This is a genomic window from Kitasatospora sp. NPDC051702 (genome assembly GCF_040681575.1).
Classification (GTDB): Bacteria; Actinomycetota; Actinomycetes; order Streptomycetales; family Streptomycetaceae; genus Kitasatospora.
The window spans coordinates 23,515-42,177 of sequence record NZ_JBFAZB010000065.1 but is presented as its reverse complement, the minus strand read 5'-3'; the positions used below and the strand labels follow the sequence as shown (position 1 = coordinate 42,177).

The following is an 18,663-nucleotide window of genomic DNA, read 5'->3' as shown; positions in this document are numbered from 1 at the left end:
GTCGCCCTGATCACCGACGCCATGGGCGCCGCCGGCATGGGCGACGGCCTCTACCCCCTCGGCCCCCTCCAGGTCCGCGTCCAGGACGGCGTCGCCATGCTCCCCGACGGCAGCTCCATCGCCGGCTCCACGCTGACCCTCGACCGGGTGTTCCAACGGGCCGTCACCGTGGGCGGGTTGACCCTCGCCCAGGCCGTCGAGTCGCTCTCCACCACCCCCGCCCGGCTGCTCGGCCTCGCCGACACCACCGGCTCCCTCGAGACCGGCAAACTCGCCGACCTCGTCGCCCTCGACTCCGAGACCCACGACCTGGTCGCCGTCATGCGCCGCGGCCGCTGGGTCCTCGGCGCCGAGCGCTTCGACGTGGTGACACCCGCCTGACGGCCCCCGGGACGCCGACGGCCGCCCTCCCCCACGGGGACGGGCGGGGAGAGGCGCCAGATATAAACACCAATCAACAAATTCAGCCAGCCTGACGGTACGCAACTACGGCGAGTCCGGGGCCACCAGCGGGCCCCGGACCGCCCTGCCGGCATGCCCCTGCCAGGCCTATTGACGCTGCCCCGGCTTTGCTCGAAGCTGTCCAGGGCAACGGAGCAGCAGCCGACAGGCGCGCCCGATCACAGCAACTACCTGCTGTGACAGAGGAAATAACGACTCAAACCACCGACCTCACCACCGTCTGCGGCGTGGTGACACCACCACAAGGCCTCCCCGACTCCCGTCGCGAAACCTGGGCTTGACCCGCCTCCGAGCTGGGCACCCTCCCAGGAACCGTCACGTTTGATTGCGATGTTTTCTGATCGCTTCTGTTGTTTCCCGTAGCTCGTCCCCCACCCCTCAGGAGCCCCGCCATGCACCTCTCCCCCCGTGGCCGACTGGCCCCGATCGCCGCCCTGAGCCTGGTCACCTCCCTAGGGCTGACCGCCTGCTCCACCGGGCAGACCTCCTCCGGCGCCGCCGACGCCCCGGTCGCGCCGGTGTCCGGCAAGGTCTCGATCACCTACCTGCAGAAACAGGGCGACCAGCAGTACTTCGTGGACGAGGCCGCGGGCGCGAAGGCCAAGGCCGCCGAACTGGGCGCCGACCTGAAGGTGGTGAACCTCGGCAACGACGCCAACCGGACGGTCGGCGAAGTGCAGGCCGCGATCGCCCGGAAGAGCAACGGCCTGATCATCGTGGTGCCGGACCCGGCCGTCGGCCCGCAGGTCGTGCAGACGGCCCGGGACGCGAAGGCCGCACTGCTCACCTCCGACGACCAGGTCTGCACCAGCGGACCGGCGCCGGCACAGTGCGCGGCGACCGACCTGGTGCCGCGGATCGGCTTCTCCGGCCAGCAGATGGGCCAGCAGGTCGGCCGGCGCGCCGCCGAGGAGTTCCGGAAGGCCGGGTGGAACGCCGCCGACACCCGGATCATCTCCGCGTGGAAGCAGGACGTCACCGTCTGCGGCGACCGCGTGAAGGCCGCCGGGGCCGCCTTCGACCAGGCCGTGCCGGGCGTGCAGCTGCTCGACGTCGCCACCGACAACTCCCCCACCGGCGCGCAGGACAAGGTCGCCGCCACCATCACCGCCAACCCCGGCGTGAAGCACTGGGTGGTCTGGGGCTGCAACGACGAGAACGTCCAGGGCGCCGTCACCGCCCTGCAGAACGCCGGGATCAGCCCGGACGACATCGACGGCGTCGGCCTGGGCGCCTACCTCGCCTGCAAGGACTGGGCCGCCGGCAAGCCCTCCGGGATGAAGGCCGCCCTGTTCATCAGCGGCCGGGACGTCGGCGCCCTGTCGGTGCAGACCATGTACGACAAGCTCAAGAACGGCAAGGACTTCCCGCAGGAGGCGTTCGCCCCGACCACCATGGTCGACCCCGCCACCTGGCGGTCCGCGGGCGTGTCCTGCAGCTGACGCCTCGTCCGGCGCCCACCGGTGGCGGTCCGCCACCGCGCCGCGGGCGTCGCCCCGGCAGGCCCCGCCCCCGGCCGCGCCGGCCGGACGCGAGCGCCCCTCCCCCCGGCCGGACCCACGGCCCCTCCCGACCGTTCGCACCGCACCGCCGACGAGGCCCAGATGACCACACCCGTACCGCCCCCCGTCCCACCACCGAACCGGTCCCCGGGCCTGAGCGCCGAGGGCGTTTCCAAGCGCTTCGGCGCCGTCCGGGCGCTGGAGGGCGTCACGCTCGACTTCCCTCCCGGCCGGGTCACCGCCCTGATGGGCGAGAACGGCGCCGGCAAGTCCACCCTGCTGCGCATCCTCACCGGCGACCACCGCCCCACCGAGGGGCGCGTCCTGCTGGACGGCGAGACCGTCGACCTGCACTCCCCGCAGGACGCCCGCCGCGCGGGGATCCGGATCATCCCGCAGGAGCCCGAGATCATCCCGCACGTGCCGGTCGCCGAGAACGTCTACGCCGGCGCGTTGCCACGTACCCGGCTGCGCCTCCTGGACCGCGCCGGGCTGCGTCGCCGGATCACCGCGGACCTGGCCCGGCTGGGCTTCGCCAAGGTGCTCGACCCCGACCTGCTCGGCTCCGAACTCACCCCTGCCCAGCGCCAGTTGGTCGAGATCATGCGAGCCCTCACCGGCTCCGTCCCGCCCCGGGCGATCGCCTTCGACGAGCCCACCTCCTCGCTCTCCGAGCACGAGGTCGAGGCCCTCTTCGCCCTGATCGGACGGCTGCGGGACGCGGGCGTCGCGGTCGTCTACGTCTCCCACCGGATGAAGGAGGTCTTCCGGCTCGCCGACCGCATCGCCGTACTGCGCGACGGCCGGGTCGCCGGCGTGGTCGAGGCCGCCGCCACCGACGAGGCGGAGCTCGTGCGCCTCATGGTCGGCCGGGACCTCTCCTCGCTGTTCGTCCGTCAGCAGGTCGCCACCGAGCGCGTGGTCCTCGACGTCCGGGGCCTCACCACCGACGACGTCGCCGGTGTCAGTCTCCGGGTCCGGGCGGGCGAGGTGGTCGCGCTGGCCGGCCTGATCGGCGCCGGGCGCTCCGAGCTCGCGCTCGCCCTGGCCGGCGACGCCCCCGTCCGCTCGGGCACGGTGGCCCTCAACGGCGAGGTGCTACGGCTGCGGAACCCGCGTGACGCCGTCGCCGCCGGAATCGGCCTGGCCCCGGAGGAGCGCAAGGCCCAGGCGCTGTTCCTGCAGCGCTCGATCCGCGACAACACCTCCCTGGTGAGCCTGCACCGGCTCCGCCGCTGGCGCTTCGTGCGGCGCCGCCAGGAGCGGGCCCTCGCCCAGGAGTACGCCGACCGCCTGCGGGTCCGCGCCCCCTCCGTCGAGGCCGACGTCCGCACCCTCTCCGGCGGCAACCAGCAGAAGGTCGTCCTGGCCCGCTGGCTCGCCCGCAAGCCCGACCTGCTGATCCTCGACGAACCCACCCGCGGCGTCGACGTCGGCGCCAAGGCCGAGATCTACCGGATCATCGCCGACCTCGCCCGCGAGGGCACCGCCGTCCTGGTCATCTCCTCCGAACTGCCCGAGGTCCTCGGCCTGGCCGACCGGATCGTGGTGATGCAGAACGGCCGCACGACCGGCGAACTCAGCCGCGACCAGGCGACGGAGGAGGCCGTCCTCGCCCTCGCCATGGCCGAGGACCTCGCCGCGGCCGCCGACCCCACCACCACCGGCGCCTGCGCCGACGCAGCGACCGCCAGCGCCACCGACGCAACCCCCGACGCAGACGCCGACGCAGCCCAGACCGGAGAGACCCGATGACCACCGCCACTCCCCCGACCGCCCCGGCCCCCGACGCCGGGGCCCTGCCCGCACGGTCCGGCGGCCCGCGCCGCCTGCTCGCCGCGATCGGCGGCCAGAACCTCAGCCTGATCGGCGCCCTCGTCGCCGTGGTCGCCCTGTTCGGCTGGCTCGACCCCAACTTCGTGGGCTGGGACAACATCCGGGTCATCGCCGAGGCGGCCACCATCTCCGGCCTGCTGGCCGTCGTGCAGACCGTCGTGATCATCTGCGGAGGCCTGGACATCTCGGTCGGCTCCCAGGCCGGCCTCGCCTCCGTCACCAGCGCCATGGTGTTCACCTCCGCCGGCGCCGACCCCTACCTCGGCATCGGCGCCGCTCTGGCCATCGGCGCCGGCATCGGACTCTTCAACGGGGCCGTGATCGTCTACGGCCGGGTCAACCCCACCATCGCCACCCTCGCCGGGCTCGCCGCCTACAAGGGCGTCGCCCAACTCGTCTCGGACGGCCGCGCCCAGGGCTACGTCCTGGGCGATCCGGTGTTCGTCTTCCTCAGCCGCGGCAGGATCGCCGGCCTGCCCACCATGGTCTGGCTGCTGATCCTCACGGCCGTCGCCGTGCACGCCCTGCTCACGTACACCGACATCGGCCGCAACGTCTACGCGATCGGCGGCAACGACACCGCCGCCCGCCTGGCCGGCATCAACCTCAACAAGTACCTCCTCGCGGCCTACGCCCTCTCCGGCACCGTCGCAGCCCTGGCGGGCGTCCTGCTCACCGCCCGTACCGGCAGCGGCCAGCCCGTCTCCGGCAGCGAGGGCCTGGAGCTGCAGTCGATCACCGCCGCCGCCCTCGGCGGCTGCGCCCTCAAGGGCGGCCGGGGCGGTGTCGGCGGCACGCTGCTCGCCGTCGCCCTGCTCGGCGCGCTGCAGAACGGCCTCACCGTGCAGGGCATCAACTCCTTCTGGCAGAACGTCGCCCAGGGCGCCCTGCTGGTCGCCGCCGTCGTCATCCAGCAGCGCCGCAACCGCGAGCGCGCGGTCGGTCTGCCCGCCTGACCGGGCGCTCCCCTGCGCGGGAGCGCCGCGGCAGACCCTGTGTCCAGAACTCGGCAGACTCTGCTCAGAGTTGCTCATTAGGTCATTCATATTGACAGTACTGCGCAGACGCAGTGCACTTGGGGCGCACTTCTCCTCACCTCCCCCTGAGCAAGGAGTCCGCCGTGCCCCCCTCCCGCACACCCCGGCGCCGGCTCGCCGCCGGCGCCCTGTCCGCCGCGCTGCTCGCCCTGTCCCTGGTGTCCACCGCACCCGCCCAGGCCTCCCCCACGCCCGAGCCCGCCGCCACCGCAGCCGCCCCCCGAACCCTCGCCGCCACCCCGCCGATGGGCTGGAACGACTGGGCCCACTACCAGTGCGCCATCGACGAACGCACCGTCACCGCCAACGCCGACGCCCTGGTCTCCACCGGACTCGCCGCCAAGGGCTACGACACCGTGACCGTGGACGACTGCTGGATGTCCACGGCCCGCGACCTCGCCGGCAACCTCACCGCCGACCCGGCCAAGTTCCCGCACGGCATGGCCTGGCTCGGCTCCTACCTGCACGCCCGCGGCCTGAAGTTCGGCATCTACGAGGACGCCGGCTCCACGACCTGCGGCGGCTACCCCGGCAGTGGCCTCGGCACCCGCGGCGAACCCGACCACTTCGCCCAGGACGCCGCCGCCTTCGCCGCCTGGGGCGTCGACTACCTCAAGCTCGACGGCTGCAACCTCCACCTCTCGCCCGGCCAGAGCCAGCAGCAGGCCTACCGCCAGGCCTACGACGCCCAGGCGGCCGCGCTGCGCGCCGCCGGCCGGGACATCGTCTTCTCCGAGTCCGCGCCCGCCTACTTCCAGTCCGGCGAGTGGGGCAACGCCGACTGGTTCAAGGTGCTGTCCTGGGTCGGCCAGGACGGCCAGCTCTGGCGCGAGGGCTACGACATCGCGACCTACGACGCCGCACACCCGAACGCGAGCCGCTGGTCCAGCGTCCTCGGCAACTACGGCTACAACCGCTGGATCGGCTCCTTCGCCTCGCCCGGCCACTGGAACGACCCGGACTTCCTGATCGCCGGCGACACCGGACTGTCCGACGACGAGGCCCGCAGCCAGGTCGCGCTCTGGTCGATGTCGGCCGCGCCGCTGATCCTCTCCTCCGACGTCTCCAGGCTCTCCGCGGCCGGCCTCGGCGCGCTCGGCAACACCGCGCTGATCGCCGTCGACCAGGACCCGCTGGGCCGGCAGGCCGCCGTGGTCTCCAGCACGGCGGCCGCCGACGTGCTGGCCAGGCCGCTCACCGGAGGCGACCGCGCGGTGGCCGTGCTCAACCGCTCGAACAGCACGCAGACGCTCGGCGTCGCGCTGAGCGCCGTCGGCCTGCCCGGCTGCACCGTCACGGCCCGGGACCTCTGGACCGGCGCCACATCGACCACCTCGACGGCCCTGAGCCAGAGCGTCCCGGCCCACGGCACCGCCGTCTGGCGGCTCACCCCCGGCGCCGGCTGTGCGGCCGCCGTGCCCACCGGCCAGGTCACCGGCAACGGCGCCCGCTGCCTGGACGACTCCGGCAGCGGCACCGCCGACGGCAACCCGGTGATCCTCTACGACTGCACCGGCAACGCCAACCAGCGCTGGGCCAGGGCCGCCGACGGCACCGTCCGCACCCTCGGCAAGTGCCTGACCGCCACGGGCGCCACGGCCGGCAGCGCGGTGGTGCTGAGCACCTGCGGCAGCGGGCTCCAGCAGTGGACGGCCGGGCCGGACGGCACGCTCGCCGGCTCCGGCCTCTGCCTGGACGTCTACGGCGGCGGCAGCGCCAACGGCACCCGGGTGCAGCTGTGGACCTGCGGCGACCACCAGGCCAACCAGTACTGGTCACTGCCGGTCTGACGCCCGCGACCGGTTCCGCCGGGGGCGCCACGGCCCTCCGGCGGAACCGGTCGGTCACCCGGCGCCGGGTCAGCCCGCGTACACGTCCTCCACGTAGCGGCCGTCCTCGACCAGCCCCTGGAGCCAGCCGCGGGCCCGCTGCTCGTCCGCGCCCGGCGTCCGCCGCAGGAAGAGGTCGCGGAAGGCGGCCCGCACGCCCGGCGCCATCCGGGCGCCGTCCCCGCACACGTACACCTGCGCGCCGGCCGCGAGCAGCGCCCAGACCTCCGCCCCCTCGGCCGCGACGCGGTCCTGGACGAAGCGCCGCCCGTCGACGGGCCGCTCGCTGAACGCGGGCCGCAGCGACACCGCGCCGGCCCGCTCGGCCGCCTCGAGTTCGCCCCGGTGCAGGTAGTCGGCCGCCGCGTCGTCGCAGCCGAAGTACAGCAGCGCCGGGGAGAGTTCGGCCCCCGTGGCGAGCAGCGCGCGGCGGTCGGCCACGGCACCGCGGAAGGGCGCCAGCCCGGTGCCCGCCGCGATCATGATCACCGGGGCGCGGTGGCCGATGCGGAACACCTCCCGGCAGGGCCGGACCCGGGCCAGCACGGTCGCCCCGACGGCCAGCCGGTCCAGGTACCCGGAGCCGGTGCCGCGGAAGGTGCCGCGGCCCGAACGGGCGGGGGCGCTGAGCACGGAGACCATCAGGTCGACCTGCCGCGCGTCGCCGGTGGGAGAGGAGGAGATCGAGTAGTGCCGGGGGCGGATCGGCGGCAGCAGCTCCAGCAGCACCGGCCAGGTCAGCACCCCGCGCAGGGCCGGGTGGTCCTCGATCAGGTCCAGCAGGGTGCGCGGGTCGTCCTCGCGGAGCCCGGCCAGGGCGGCGCGCTCGGGCGGGCAGGGGTTGAGCGCGGCCAGTGCGGCGCGCTGCGCGGCGGTCGGCCGGTCCTGCAACTCCACGTGGTGGGTGAGCAGTTCGCGGACGGTCAGCGGGCGGTCGACGGCCGGGCCGGTGCGCCGGTGCGCCACGACGGAGAGCACCGTCTCCGGGTCGGCGCCGAACAGCCCGGCGGCCTGCTCGACCAGCGCCGGGTCGTTGGCCGGCAGCACGGTGAGGTGGTCGGCCGTCCGGTAGTCGACGCCCGCCGGCAGCCTCAGGCGGACCAGCCGCTTCACCCGGGGGTATCCCGGGTCGGTCAGGTGGCCGACCTCGGTGACGGTGAGTTCGCTCATACCGTGCCGGGCGGCCAGCGCGTCCAGCGGGCCGCCGACCAGTTCGGTCACCGTGTAGGCCGCCGCCTCCTCCACCGGGCGTTCGGCGGGCGCCTCGGCGTCCCCGTACCGCTCCAGCAGGAGGTCGCGCAGGGCGGTGGTGAACGCCTCCACCGCGCCGGCCAGGTCGCCGGAGGCGTCGGCCTCGCCACGGGTGAGCAGCCGGGTACCGCCGAGGGCGGCGAGCCGCTCGTCGATCAGCACCGGGACGCGCTGGTAGGTGGCGGCGTAAGTGCGGTCGCCGATGCCCAGCACCGCGTACTCGACGCCGTCGGCCGCGCCGTCCGGCGACTCCCGCAGGCTCCGGACGAACCCGGCCGCGTCGTCGGTCGGTTGCCCGTTGTAGGAGGCGGCGGTGATCACCACCGGGCGGCCGGTGGGCAGCCCGTCCGCGTAGGCGTCCAGCGGGGCGGTCGCGGTCTCGCAGCCGAGCTCGGCGGCCGCCTCCGCGAGCTGCCGGGTGAACTCGCGGCAGGCCCCGTAGTTGGAGCCGTGCAGGAGCAGCAGGCCGGTGCCCTGGCGGACGCGTCCGGGCCGACCGGTCGCGGCGCGTGCGGGTGAGTCGGGTGCGTCGGGTGCGGAGGGGGTGTCGGCGGCGGCCGGGGGTGTGGGCGTGCGCGGGGCGAGGGCGAGGGTGAAGCCGTCGGGCTTGATGGTGAGGGTCTGCTTGACGGCGAGCCGGTAGTCCGCGTGGTCGATCAGCCGGTAGCGGTGCACCAGCATGGCGAGCAGCATGGTCGCCTCGTGCAGCGCGAACTGCCGCCCGATGCAGGCCCGTTCGCCGGTGCCGAAGGGCTTGAAGGCGTGCGGCGAGCGCGCCGCCTCCGCCTCCGGGTCGAACCGGGACGGGTCGAACAGCTCCGGGTTGTCGCCCCAGGCCGGGTCCCGGTGCAGCATCGTGGTCGCCACCAGGACGGGCTCCCCGGCGCGGACCGGGATCCGGCCGCCGAGCAGGGTGTCCGCCCGGGCCTCGCGGCTGAAGGCGGGGGCCGTCGGCCACAGTCGCAGCGCCTCGTTGAGCACCTGCCGGGTGTGGCGCAGCCGTCCGACGTCCTCGTAGGAGGGCTGCGGGTCGGCCTGGTCGCCCCAGAGCGCGTCCACCTCCTGCTGGACCTGCCGCAGCACGGACGGGTGCTTGACGAGGTGGTAGAGCGCGAAGGACAGCGCGCCCGAGGTGGTCTCGTGCCCGGCGATCAGGAAGGTGATCACCTGGTTGCGGATGTTCGCCGGGTCCAGCCGCGTCCCGTCGGCGGGGTGGACCGCGCCCAGCATCAGGCCGAGCAAATCCTCGGCCGGCTCCCCATGCGTCGCAGCGGCCGCCGCGCCGTCCTGCCGCCCGTCCGAGGTGCGCGCCGCGATCACCTCGTCCACCACCGAGGCCAGGTAGTCGGCGTCCCGGCGGAAGGCCGCGTCACGTTCGGTGTGGTCGAGCTCCGGGGAGCGGATGAGCCTGGTCATCGCCCATTCCAGGCAGCGCACCATCGCCTCGACGAACGGGTGCGGCTCGTCCCGCTCGAAGGAGCCGAAGTCGAAGCCGAACCCGGCCAGCCCGATGGTGTCCAGGGTCATCCGGGTCATGTCGCCGGACACGTCCACCGTCAGTCCGGCGGCCGCCCGACGGTCCCAGGTGTCGATCAGCCGGCGGGCCACCCGCAGCATCACCGGGTGGTAGGTGCGCATCGAGCCGAGGGCGAAGGCGGGCATCAGGATGTCGTGCGCCCTGGACCAGTTCGGCTCGCCGTTGTAGGCGGTGAACAGGCCGTCCCCGGTGAACTCGCGGACGTTCTCCAGCGCCGGGCCGATCGCCTTGGTGAAGCGCTCCTCGTCGGCCAGCTCGGCGACCAGTTCCAGGCTGCCGACGATCAGGGTGTCCCGGCCGTGCAGCCGCTGGACGAAGGCGGGGCCGTGTGTTCTGCCCAGTTCCAGGGTGCGCAGGACGGGGGCGGCCGTCGGAGGGGCCGAGGAGATGTCCACCACCGGAACTCCGGTCATGGCACCGGCCGACGCCCGGGTCAGGGGCTCGGTCAGGGACTCGGTCGACGAGTCGGGTAGGAACTCGGTCAGGAACCCGGTCAGGGACGTGGCCAGGGACCCGGTCGAGGAGTCCGGCACGGTGTCCGTCATCAGTGGTCCGCCTTCCGCAGCAGGAACGTTGTCGGCTCTCCCTCCACTCTGAGCCGCCGTACGGACCCGCGGGCCGCGGTCACTACATGATTGTGTAGTGCCGACGCGGTCCGCAGACTTGCCTACGAACCGTCAGGTCTGCCTGCCGACCCTGCGGACCCGACCCACCCGGCTACCGGAGGAGACGAACGGCGCATGGGAGCCATCGACGAATGCGGGCTGGCGACGGACCCCCGGCAGAACCCCGCGGTGGTCTGGCGCAACCGCGCCCTGCGGCTGCTCGACCACGTGTCGATGCCCATCGCCGTCTGCGAGTTCGGCGGCCGCCTGCTGATCGCCAACCGGGCGATGGCCGCCGAGTTCGGCCTCCTGCCGGGCCAGCTGCGGAACCGGAGGATCCTGGAGTTCTTCACCCTCCGGGACAGCGCCACCCTGCCGGCCCTGGCCGAGGCCGTCCGGCTGCACCGCCGCTCGCGGTACCCGGCCCGGGTCTCCTGGTCCCCCGCCGACGGCACCCGGCGGCACGGCGAGATGACCGTCGACCTGGTCGGCGACACCCCGGAGGAGACGCCCTCCCTGCTGCTCTCGCTCAGCCGCGTGGACGCGCCCGCGCCCGCGCCCGCCGTGCCGCCGGCGGACCGGCGCGCCGAGGCCAGCCCGGTCGAGGCCCGGATCCTGGCCGCCGCCGCCCGGGGCGCCACCACCGCCCACATCGCCCGGGAGATCGGGCTCACCCCGGACGGCGTCAACTACCACCTCGCCCGGCTGAGCCGGCGCTGGCAGGTGCCCAACCGCACCGCGCTGGTCGCCCACGCCTACGCCACCGGTGTGCTGGCCGCCGGCACCTGGCCCCCGGAGCCCGCCAGGGTCGCGACGGTCTGAGCGGGCCCGCCCGGCCCGGGGCGCGCGAACCCGGCCCGTCCGGACCCGACACGTCCGATCCCGGCCCGTTCGGCCCCGGCTCCCTCGAACGCGCGCGGCCCTGGCGCCGCGTTCAGCGCGGGGACACCCAGCCCGGCCGCCAGGTCCCGGCCGCGTCGTGGCCGGCCGCCGTCGCGGCCAGGTGGGTGCGCAGGGTGGCCAGCGCCGGGTGGGGGTTGTCCCGGTGCCACAGCAGCGAGTGCGGGTAGACGGGCGTCGGAGCGGTCACCGGGATGCGGCGCAGCCCGTGGCCGGTGGGCCAGACCAGGCGGGTGTCCACTCCCGTGAAGGTGGCCAGGGCCGGGGTGTCGGCGATGGTGTCGAGCAGGGCGTCGGAGCCGAAGTTGGGGCCGGTGGCCTCGATGGTGAGACCGAACTCGGCGGCGAGGTCGTCGTAGTAGGCGCCCCATTCGCTGCCGGGGACGATGCCGGGGATCCAGATCCGGTGGCCGGCGAGCTCGGCGGGGGTCACCGACCGTGCCTCCGCCAGGGCGTGGGCGGGGCCGGTGAGGAGCTGCAGGGTTTCGTCGACCACCCGGACGGAGGCGATGTCCTCGGGGAGCGGCCGGCCGGGCATCGCGACGGCGCGGAAGGACGCGTCGATCGCGCCGGAGCGGATGGCGGCCACGGCGTTCTCGATGTCGAGGAGCATCAGCACGTCCAGGTCGATCCCGGGGTGCGTGCGGTGGAAGCCGCGCATCAGCGCCGAGGCCGCGCCGCGCGAGTTGATCACGTCCACCCGCAGCGGGCGGCGGTCGGTGCGCACGGATCCGGCCGCGCGCTCGGCGACGCGCAGCAGCTCGCGGGCGTGGGGCAGGAACGCCTGGCCGTCGATGGTGAGGTCGGCGCCGCGGGGCGTGCGGGTGAACAGGCGCACTCCGAGGTCGCGCTCCAGGGCGGCGACGCGCTTGGAGACGGCCTGCTGGGTGATCGACAGCTCGGCGGCGGCCAGCTGGAACTGGCCCGCCTCCGCGACGGCGGCGAAGGTGCGTACGGCTTCGAGGTCCATGCCGACCCACTGTAGGGAACAACGGATGGTTGTGGGTGTGGGTCCATGAGGTTGTTTGACCTGCGCTTGTCCGGACCGGTTGGCTCTCTCCGGTCAACTCGGGTTTGTTCGGTCGGGGCGGGCAGGGGAGCGTGCTGGGCATGGTGGACAGGAGGCCGTTGGGCCGGGAGTTCGGCTGGCTGTGGTCGGCGTACGCGGTCAGCGCCTACGGCTCCGGGCTGGGGTTCGGGGCACTGCCGCTGGTCGCCGTGCTGGTGGTGCACGCCGGCCCCGCCGAGGTGTCCGCCCTGTCGGCGGTCGGGCCCGCGGTGGGCGCGCTGATCGCACTTCCGCTCGCACCGTGGGTGGAGGTCCGGCGCAGGCGCCCCGCCATGATCGCCATGGACCTGACCAGGTTCGCGGCCATGGCGACGGTCCCGGCCGCGTACGCCCTGGGTGTGCTCGGCTTCGCCCAGCTGCTGGCGGTCTCGGCCGTGGTCGCCGCCGCCAGGATCGCGTTCACCGCGGCCTCCGGCGCGTACCTCAAGACCCTCGTCCGACCGGAGGACCTGCTGGTGGCCAACGCCCGTTTCGAGTCCACCACCTGGAGCTCCCTCGCGGTGGGACCGCCCCTGGGCGGCGCCGCGATCGGCCTGTTCGGCCCGGTCGCCACCGTGCTGGCCGACGCGGTCAGCTACCTGTTCTCCGCCCTGGCCGTCGGCGCGATCCGGGGCCGGGAGGCACCGCGGCCGACCGGCGGCAGCCCGGTGCGGGCGGGCGCGGTGCTGGACGGCTGGCGCCACATCCTCGGCGATCCCGGGCTGCGGGCCCTGTACCTCAACAACCTGCTCGTCTCCGGCCTGATCATGGCCACCGAACCGGTGCTGGCCGTGCTCCTCGTCCGCCGGCTCGGGTTCGCTCCCTGGGAGTACGGCCTCGCCTTCGCCCTGCCCTGCCTCGGCGGGCTCGTCGGATCGCGGCTGGCCCGCCGTGTCGTGGCCCGGCACGGCCGGCACCGGGTCCTGCGGACCGTCGGCACCCTGCGCGTGGTCTGGCTGATCGGCCTCGCCTTCGTCCGCCCCGGCGTGACCGGCCTGGTCACGGTGATCGCCGTCGAGCTGGCGATCATCGTCCACATGAGCCTGTACACCCCGGTGCTCGCCACCTACCGGCTCGAACGCACGCCCGGGCACCTCGTGGCCCGGACCCTGGCCGCCTGGTCGATCGGCCAGCAGGCCTCCGTCGCCGTCCTCACCGCGCTCGGCGGACTGCTCGCCGGCGTCACCGGCCCGCGCACCGCCCTCGCCGCCGCCGGACTGCTCGCCCTGGCGACCCCGCTGCTGCTCCCCCGCCGCGAGCCGGCGCCGCGGGCCGACCGGGAGCCGGCCCGCAGCCGCGCCTGAGGCCCCCGAGGCGTCCGACGCGTCCGGCCCGTCCGCCACCCGGCGGTGACACCCGTCCGAAGCGCCCGCCACCCGGCGGTGGCACCCGTCCGAAGCGCCCGCCGCACCCGCTGTCCGGGTCACCTGGCAGGATCTCCCGCCATGACGAACGACGTGCCCGCGCCGCGGCGCCCACGACGGCGCAGGAGCCGCGGAAGTGACGACGCGTGGCCGGCGCGCCCGCTGCTGACGGCCCTGTGGCTCCCCGCCGCGGCCGTCCTGCTACCGGTCGGCGGCGCGCTCGGCGCCTTCGGCCCCTGGCTGCTGGCGCCCGCCCTGGTTCTCGTGATCACCGGGCTGGTCGGTCTGATCACCGCCCTGTGCTGCCTCTGCCCGACGGGCGTCCTGCGGCGGGTGGCGCTGGCGCTGGTGTTCGGCCCGGTGATCGCGGTACCCCTGCTGAGCATGAGCACCGCACAGGCGGCCGTGCTGACGGCCCGCGGCGTCGCCCACTCCGGCACGGTCACCGAGGTGCGGGAGATCCACGGCAGGACGACCAGCTACCGCTGCGCCGTGCGGTACGCGGACGCGCCCGGACGCGTCCGGAGCGTCCACTGCCAGGCGGGTGACACCGTCGGGGAGCAGGTCGACGTCACCGAGGACCCGGGCGGGCTGGTCGACCCGGAGTTCTCCGCCGCAGCCGGGGCGGGCCGGGCGGACCTCGTCCTCGCCGGATTCTTCGACGTCGTCCTGCTGGCCGTCGCCACCGCCTGCGCCCTGGTCGGCGCACTGGTCCACCGCAGCCGGACGCGACGACGGGCCGCCCCAACGCCCGGCGGCCCGGACGCCCCTCTGCTAGGACGGTGACGCACGACGCCCCCACCGGCGGCGACCCACCGGACGCTCGGACACCGACCGGGCGGCGTCCACCACGCGGAGAGGGAACGAACGATGACGGACGAGCACTACCGGGCCCGGGCCATCGGCCGGGTGGAGTCACCGCTGCTCCACCGCGCGGACGCCCCCAAACAGGGCGACGAGGGCGGCCCCGACGCCTGGCTCCGCTTCGACCCCTCGGTGGAGCGCGGCCTGCGCGACCTCCGGGTCGGACAGGACGTCCTGCTGCTCACCTGGCTCGACCGGGCCGACCGCGGGGTGCTCGCCGTCCACCCCCGCGGAGACCTCTCCCGGCCCGAGACCGGGGTATTCGCCACCCGCTCGCCCGACCGCCCCAACCCGATCGGACTGCACCGGGTCACCATCCTCGCCGTCGACCTGCTGGCCGAGGACGGGCCGCGCCTGCGCGTCAGCGACCTGGAGGCCGTCGACGGCACCCCGGTGCTGGACGTGAAGCCCGTCCTGCCCCGCAGCACCGAACGGTAGGGGCGAGGGCCGCCGGCGCCGACCGGGGGGAGACTCCGAACGATTGATCGGACTTTTCCGTTATCGCCGGGCCCGCTGGCGGTCTCCACTCCTGTGAGGCCGAACCCCTCGGCCCCGGGCGCCGCCCGCAGGCACGCCCGCCGCCACGGGAAGGATCCACCGGTGACCGCCGCCCCCCGTCCGTTCGCCCGAGGCTGGCTGCTCGCCTCCTGCATCCCCGCGCTGCTCGTCCTCGGGGTCGTCGCGACCGCGCCACCGGCCAGTCCCGACCCCCGGCCCAGCGGTCCGGCCACCGCCTCCCCGACCGACCCGGGGCTCTCCCAGGCGCTCGGCCAGGCGCTCGGCCAGGGGCTCGCCGCCGAGCAGGACGGCTACCGGCTCGACACCGGCACCACCGAACTGCCCGCGGGCCGCCCGAACGCCTTCCGCTTCCGCGTCATCGGGCCGAACGGCGCGCCGGTCACCGGCTTCACCGCCCACCAGGCCCGCACGATGCACTTCTACGCGATCCGCACCGACCTCACCGGCTACCAGCACCTCCACCCGGAGATGGCCCCCGACGGCACCTGGACCGCCGAGCTCGCCGACCTCGCCCCCGGCACCTGGCGGCTGTACGCCTCGTTCGTCCCCGCCGACGCCCGCCGCGGGCAGGAGCTCGTCCTCAGCCGCACCGTCACCGTGCCCGGCCGGGCCGCCGCCGTGCCGCTGCCCGCCCCGGCCGGCAGCGCCACCGTCGACGGCTACACCGTCGCGCTGCGCGCCGAACCGATGGCCGGCGCCCACCAGTTGACGGCGACCGTCACCCGGGACGGCAGCCCGGTCACCGACCTCCAGCCCTACCTGGACAGCTACGCCCACCTGAGCGCCTTCCACCAGGGCGACCAGTCCCTGGCACACCTCCACCCGACCGGCACCGTGGACGGCGACCACGGCGGCCCGACGCTCACCTTCCTCGCCCTGCTCGGCGAGCCCGGCGACTGGCGGGTCTTCCTCCAGTTCCAGACCGACGGCCGGGTCCACACCGCGGAGCTCACGCTGCACGTCGACTGACCGGCCCCGGGCGCGCAGGCGCCCCCCTCCCCACCTGCGCCGCAGTGCCACCGGGTAAGATCGTTCCGCAACACGACGCGAGAGCTAAGGGGAGCCAGTGGCGCGGGTTGCAGTGATCGGTGGCGGTATCAGTGGGCTGGGAACGGCGCTCATGCTCGGCCGGCGGGGCCATCCGGTCACGCTCTTCGAACAGGACGCGCGCCAGGCCGGGGACGACCTCGACCGCGACTTCCACGACTGGAACCGGCCCCGAATACCGCAGGCCAACCAGCCCCACTCCTTCCTCGCCCCGGTGCGCACCGTCCTGCGCGCCGAGGCCCCCGACGTCCACGCGGACCTGCTGGCCCGCGGGGCCCGGGAGTACCACGACTTCGACTGGTTCGACGAGCACCCTCCGCACCGGCCCGGCGACGAGGAGCTGGTGACCCTGCGCACCCGCCGGATCGTGCTGGAGGCGGCCCTGGCCGCGGCCGTGCGGCGGGAACCCACCGTCGAGGTGCGGCGGGGCGTCCGGGTGACCGGCCTCGACTTCGCACTGGACGACCCGGACCGGCCGGACCTCCCGGACCGCGTCACCGGCGTGCGGGCCGGTGCGCACACCCACCCGACCGACCTCGTCGTCGACGCGGCCGGGCGCCGCTCGCCCGTCCCCGGCTGGCTGGTCTCGGCCGGCTGCCGACCGCCCGTGGTCGAGAGCCACCGCACCGGGATCACCTACCTGTGCCGCTGGTACCGCCTGCGCGCCGAAGGACCGCGCAACCCCGGGCGGGTGCAGAACGGCTCCACCGCGGCCTTCGCGCTCGCCGGTGTCTTCCCCTCCGACAACGACACCTTCGCGCTGAGCATGGTGCTCTCCACCGGTGACCCGACGCGCACCGCGCTCACCGACCCCGCGGTGTTCGAGGCGGTCGCCCGCACCTTCCCCGCGACCGCCGCCTGGCTCGACCTCGACCCGGAGCCGCAGTCCGCCGTCCTGCCGATGGCCGGCCTGGACAACCGCTGGACCTCGCTCGTCGACGAGGCCGGACCGGTCGTCACCGGCCTGGTCAACGCCGGGGACAGCCTCGTCCACACCAACCCCACCCTCGGCCACGGCGTCGCCCTGGGCCTGCAGGCCGCCCAGCAGCTCGCCTCCCACGCCGACCGGATCGCCGCCGACCCGGCCGACTACCACGCCTGGACGCGGCAGTCCCTCCGCCCGTGGTTCGACGCGCAGGTCAAGGCCGACCAAGCCGCCGAGCAGCGCCTCGCCGAGGGCACGACCCTCGCCGAACGGCGCGCCGCCGCGCTGTCCGCCTGCGCCTTCGAGGACCCGGTCGTGATGCGGGCCCGCGCCCAGGTGCGCCACCTGGTGCGGTCGGCCGCGGACGCCTACGGCAGCGACGAGGTGGAACGCCACGTCACCGCCTGGCTCGACGCCCGCCCGGAATTCTCCCCCCGGCACGACGGCCCCACCCGGGAGCAGTGGGACGCCCTCGTCCTCGCCTGAACCGCCGAACACCTGAACCGCCGGACGTCTGAACCACCGGACGCCGAACCGCCGACGGCACTCCGGGCCCCGCGTCCACGCGCGGCGCCGCGCCCCGGAGCGCCGTCGGCTGGACAGCCCAGCACCGTTGGCCGGCTCCCTCCCCGCGAGGTCACGATGACCACGGCGGCCCCTCACCGAGAAGGGGCCGACAGCCGACAGGGGTACCGCAGATGAGTTTGATCATGGGATTTGCCGACGTCACGAAGGACGTCAACGGCGTACCGGTGACCAGCGACCGGATCATGAAGGTGGCGACACCGGAGAAGTTCGACCCGAAGCACGTCGAGCTGGCCACGAGCGACCTCAGGGCCATCCTCACCTCGCTCGAGAAGTACCCGGAGAAACACCTGGACCTCCAGAACGCCCTGGTCCGGCAGGACGTGCCGGCCGTCCGCCGGCTGGTCGGCGAACTCGGCATCAGCGAGGAGAAGTTGTCGGCCGGCGGCGGCCACCTGTGGGGCGTGGTCGTGCTCATCGCGATCGGTTGCGCGGTGGCGCTCGCCCACGACTGAGCCGGCGCCCGGTGCGGGCCCGTTCCTTACGCGTGCCGTGGAACGGGCCCCGCGCCGGGTGGGTCAGCCCTCGACGGCGGAGATGTGCACGCCGTGGGGACCGACCGTGGACTCGGCGCAGCGCTGCTCCTGCATGCCCGTCAGCCTGAGCACCACCGCGGCGGCGAGGCCCGCGGCGACCAGCTCCAGCACGTCGGAGGCCATGATCCAGAGCAGTGACGTCCGGTAGCTGCCCCAGTCGGCCGCCCCGGAGTTGATCCGGGAGCCGATCCGCTCCAGCAGGTTCGAGATCCAGAAGGCGCCCCACCAGAGGTTGAGCAGCCCCTGCGGCGCCGGCGGGCGCACCCCCGACTCGTCCGGCCGGCCGCTGGCCTTCCAGATGTCACCGGCGATCTGACGGGGGATCCAGAGCGTCCCGACGGGGACGACCCAGCCGCCGACCGCCCAGCCCTGCGAGAACCGGTGCCCGAGCGGGTCGAACACCCCCGCGTTCGCCCGCACCCGCTGGAACCAGTTGACGAAGACGACCGCCGAGACCAGGAAGGCCACGAGGTGGATCGTGCCCGCCGTCTGCTGCAGCTGGTCCACGTCCGTGAAGTCGGCCTGCTCGGCCAGGACGACGCCGCCGGCGAGGCCTCCGGCCAGCGAGAACAGGCGGACGTCGGTGGCCAGCACGAACAGCGTCGCCGCGCCGACGACGGCGAGCAGGACGACGGCGGCGGTCGCGGCCGCCCGGGGCGAGCGGTACGCGGTGGGCGTGGGCATCGGTGAGGAGCTCCGGAACGGGTACTGGTGCCTGCGGCGGGCCGGCGTGACGGAGCGCCACGTTAGAGGTCGCACGCCCGTTCGCACCAGTCGAATTCCGCGAACCACCCCGTCTGCCCGGCTCCTCACCGG

15 protein-coding genes are annotated in these 18,663 nt (G+C 74.5%); 12 read left to right on the top strand and 3 right to left on the bottom strand.

Annotated elements, in window-relative coordinates; genetic code table 11:
* From AB0N04_RS35405 to AB0N04_RS35385, 5 genes are all read left to right on the top strand, one after another.
* Positions 1–381: amidohydrolase family protein (locus tag AB0N04_RS35405; RefSeq protein WP_360219298.1), on the top strand; the 381-nt coding region annotated here is incomplete at its 5' end.
* 473 nt (positions 382–854) lie between these two features.
* Positions 855–1,904 carry a substrate-binding domain-containing protein gene (locus AB0N04_RS35400; RefSeq protein WP_360219301.1) on the top strand — a complete coding sequence of 350 codons (1,050 nt, stop codon included), beginning with the start codon at positions 855–857 and terminating at the stop codon, positions 1,902–1,904.
* Positions 1,905–2,066: 162 nt separating this feature from the next.
* Positions 2,067–3,719 carry a sugar ABC transporter ATP-binding protein gene (locus AB0N04_RS35395; protein WP_360219304.1) on the top strand — a complete coding sequence of 551 codons (1,653 nt, stop codon included), beginning with the start codon at positions 2,067–2,069 and terminating at the stop codon, positions 3,717–3,719.
* Entirely contained in the window at positions 3,716–4,756 is a 1,041-nt protein-coding gene (locus AB0N04_RS35390) for an ABC transporter permease (protein ID WP_363365645.1), read from the top strand. Before AB0N04_RS35395 ends, AB0N04_RS35390 begins: the two co-directional genes overlap by 4 nt.
* Positions 4,757–4,920: 164 nt before the next feature.
* Positions 4,921–6,627, top strand: coding sequence for a ricin-type beta-trefoil lectin domain protein (locus AB0N04_RS35385; RefSeq protein ID WP_360219310.1), 1,707 nt, complete (start codon positions 4,921–4,923; stop codon positions 6,625–6,627).
* A gap of 69 nt (positions 6,628–6,696) precedes the next feature.
* Here AB0N04_RS35385 and AB0N04_RS35380 read toward each other — a convergent pair whose 3' ends face one another.
* Positions 6,697–9,867 (bottom strand): cytochrome P450, encoded by a 3,171-nt coding sequence (locus AB0N04_RS35380; RefSeq protein WP_360219415.1) that lies wholly within the window; start codon positions 9,865–9,867, stop codon positions 6,697–6,699.
* Positions 9,868–10,194: 327 nt separating this feature from the next.
* Between AB0N04_RS35380 and AB0N04_RS35375 the strand changes: the two genes are divergently transcribed.
* Positions 10,195–10,881, top strand: coding sequence for a LuxR C-terminal-related transcriptional regulator (locus AB0N04_RS35375; RefSeq protein WP_360219313.1), 687 nt, complete (start codon positions 10,195–10,197; stop codon positions 10,879–10,881).
* A 112-nt stretch (positions 10,882–10,993) separates the two neighbouring features.
* Here AB0N04_RS35375 and AB0N04_RS35370 read toward each other — a convergent pair whose 3' ends face one another.
* Positions 10,994–11,929, bottom strand: coding sequence for a LysR family transcriptional regulator (locus AB0N04_RS35370; protein WP_360219316.1), 936 nt, complete (start codon positions 11,927–11,929; stop codon positions 10,994–10,996).
* 140 nt (positions 11,930–12,069) lie between these two features.
* Here AB0N04_RS35370 and AB0N04_RS35365 point away from each other — a divergent pair, with 140 nt between their 5' ends.
* The 6 genes from AB0N04_RS35365 to AB0N04_RS35340 all read left to right on the top strand — a co-directional run bounded on the left by AB0N04_RS35365 (position 12,070) and on the right by AB0N04_RS35340 (position 17,766).
* Entirely contained in the window at positions 12,070–13,311 is a 1,242-nt protein-coding gene (locus AB0N04_RS35365) for an MFS transporter (RefSeq protein WP_360219319.1), read from the top strand.
* A gap of 141 nt (positions 13,312–13,452) precedes the next feature.
* Positions 13,453–14,157: a hypothetical protein gene (locus AB0N04_RS35360; RefSeq protein ID WP_360219322.1), complete on the top strand. Its 705-nt coding sequence runs from the start codon at positions 13,453–13,455 to the stop codon at positions 14,155–14,157.
* Positions 14,158–14,241: 84 nt separating this feature from the next.
* A complete protein-coding gene (tsaA, locus tag AB0N04_RS35355) occupies positions 14,242–14,673 on the top strand; it encodes a tRNA (N6-threonylcarbamoyladenosine(37)-N6)-methyltransferase TrmO (protein WP_360219325.1) in 432 nt (143 codons plus the stop codon).
* Between the two features lie 162 nt (positions 14,674–14,835).
* Positions 14,836–15,723 (top strand): hypothetical protein, encoded by an 888-nt coding sequence (locus tag AB0N04_RS35350; protein ID WP_360219328.1) that lies wholly within the window; start codon positions 14,836–14,838, stop codon positions 15,721–15,723.
* A 97-nt stretch (positions 15,724–15,820) separates the two neighbouring features.
* The gene (locus AB0N04_RS35345; RefSeq protein ID WP_360219331.1) at positions 15,821–17,212 is read left to right on the top strand and encodes an FAD-dependent oxidoreductase; all 1,392 of its coding nucleotides are present in this window, start codon (positions 15,821–15,823) and stop codon (positions 17,210–17,212) included.
* 224 nt (positions 17,213–17,436) lie between these two features.
* A complete protein-coding gene (locus AB0N04_RS35340; RefSeq protein WP_360219334.1) occupies positions 17,437–17,766 on the top strand; it encodes a hypothetical protein in 330 nt (109 codons plus the stop codon).
* 63 nt (positions 17,767–17,829) lie between these two features.
* Here the strand turns inward: AB0N04_RS35340 and AB0N04_RS35335 are convergent, their stop codons facing one another.
* Complete coding sequence (locus AB0N04_RS35335; RefSeq protein WP_360219337.1) at positions 17,830–18,531, bottom strand: DUF4328 domain-containing protein; 702 nt, start codon at positions 18,529–18,531, stop codon at positions 17,830–17,832.
* Between the last annotated feature and the right edge of the window lie 132 nt (positions 18,532–18,663).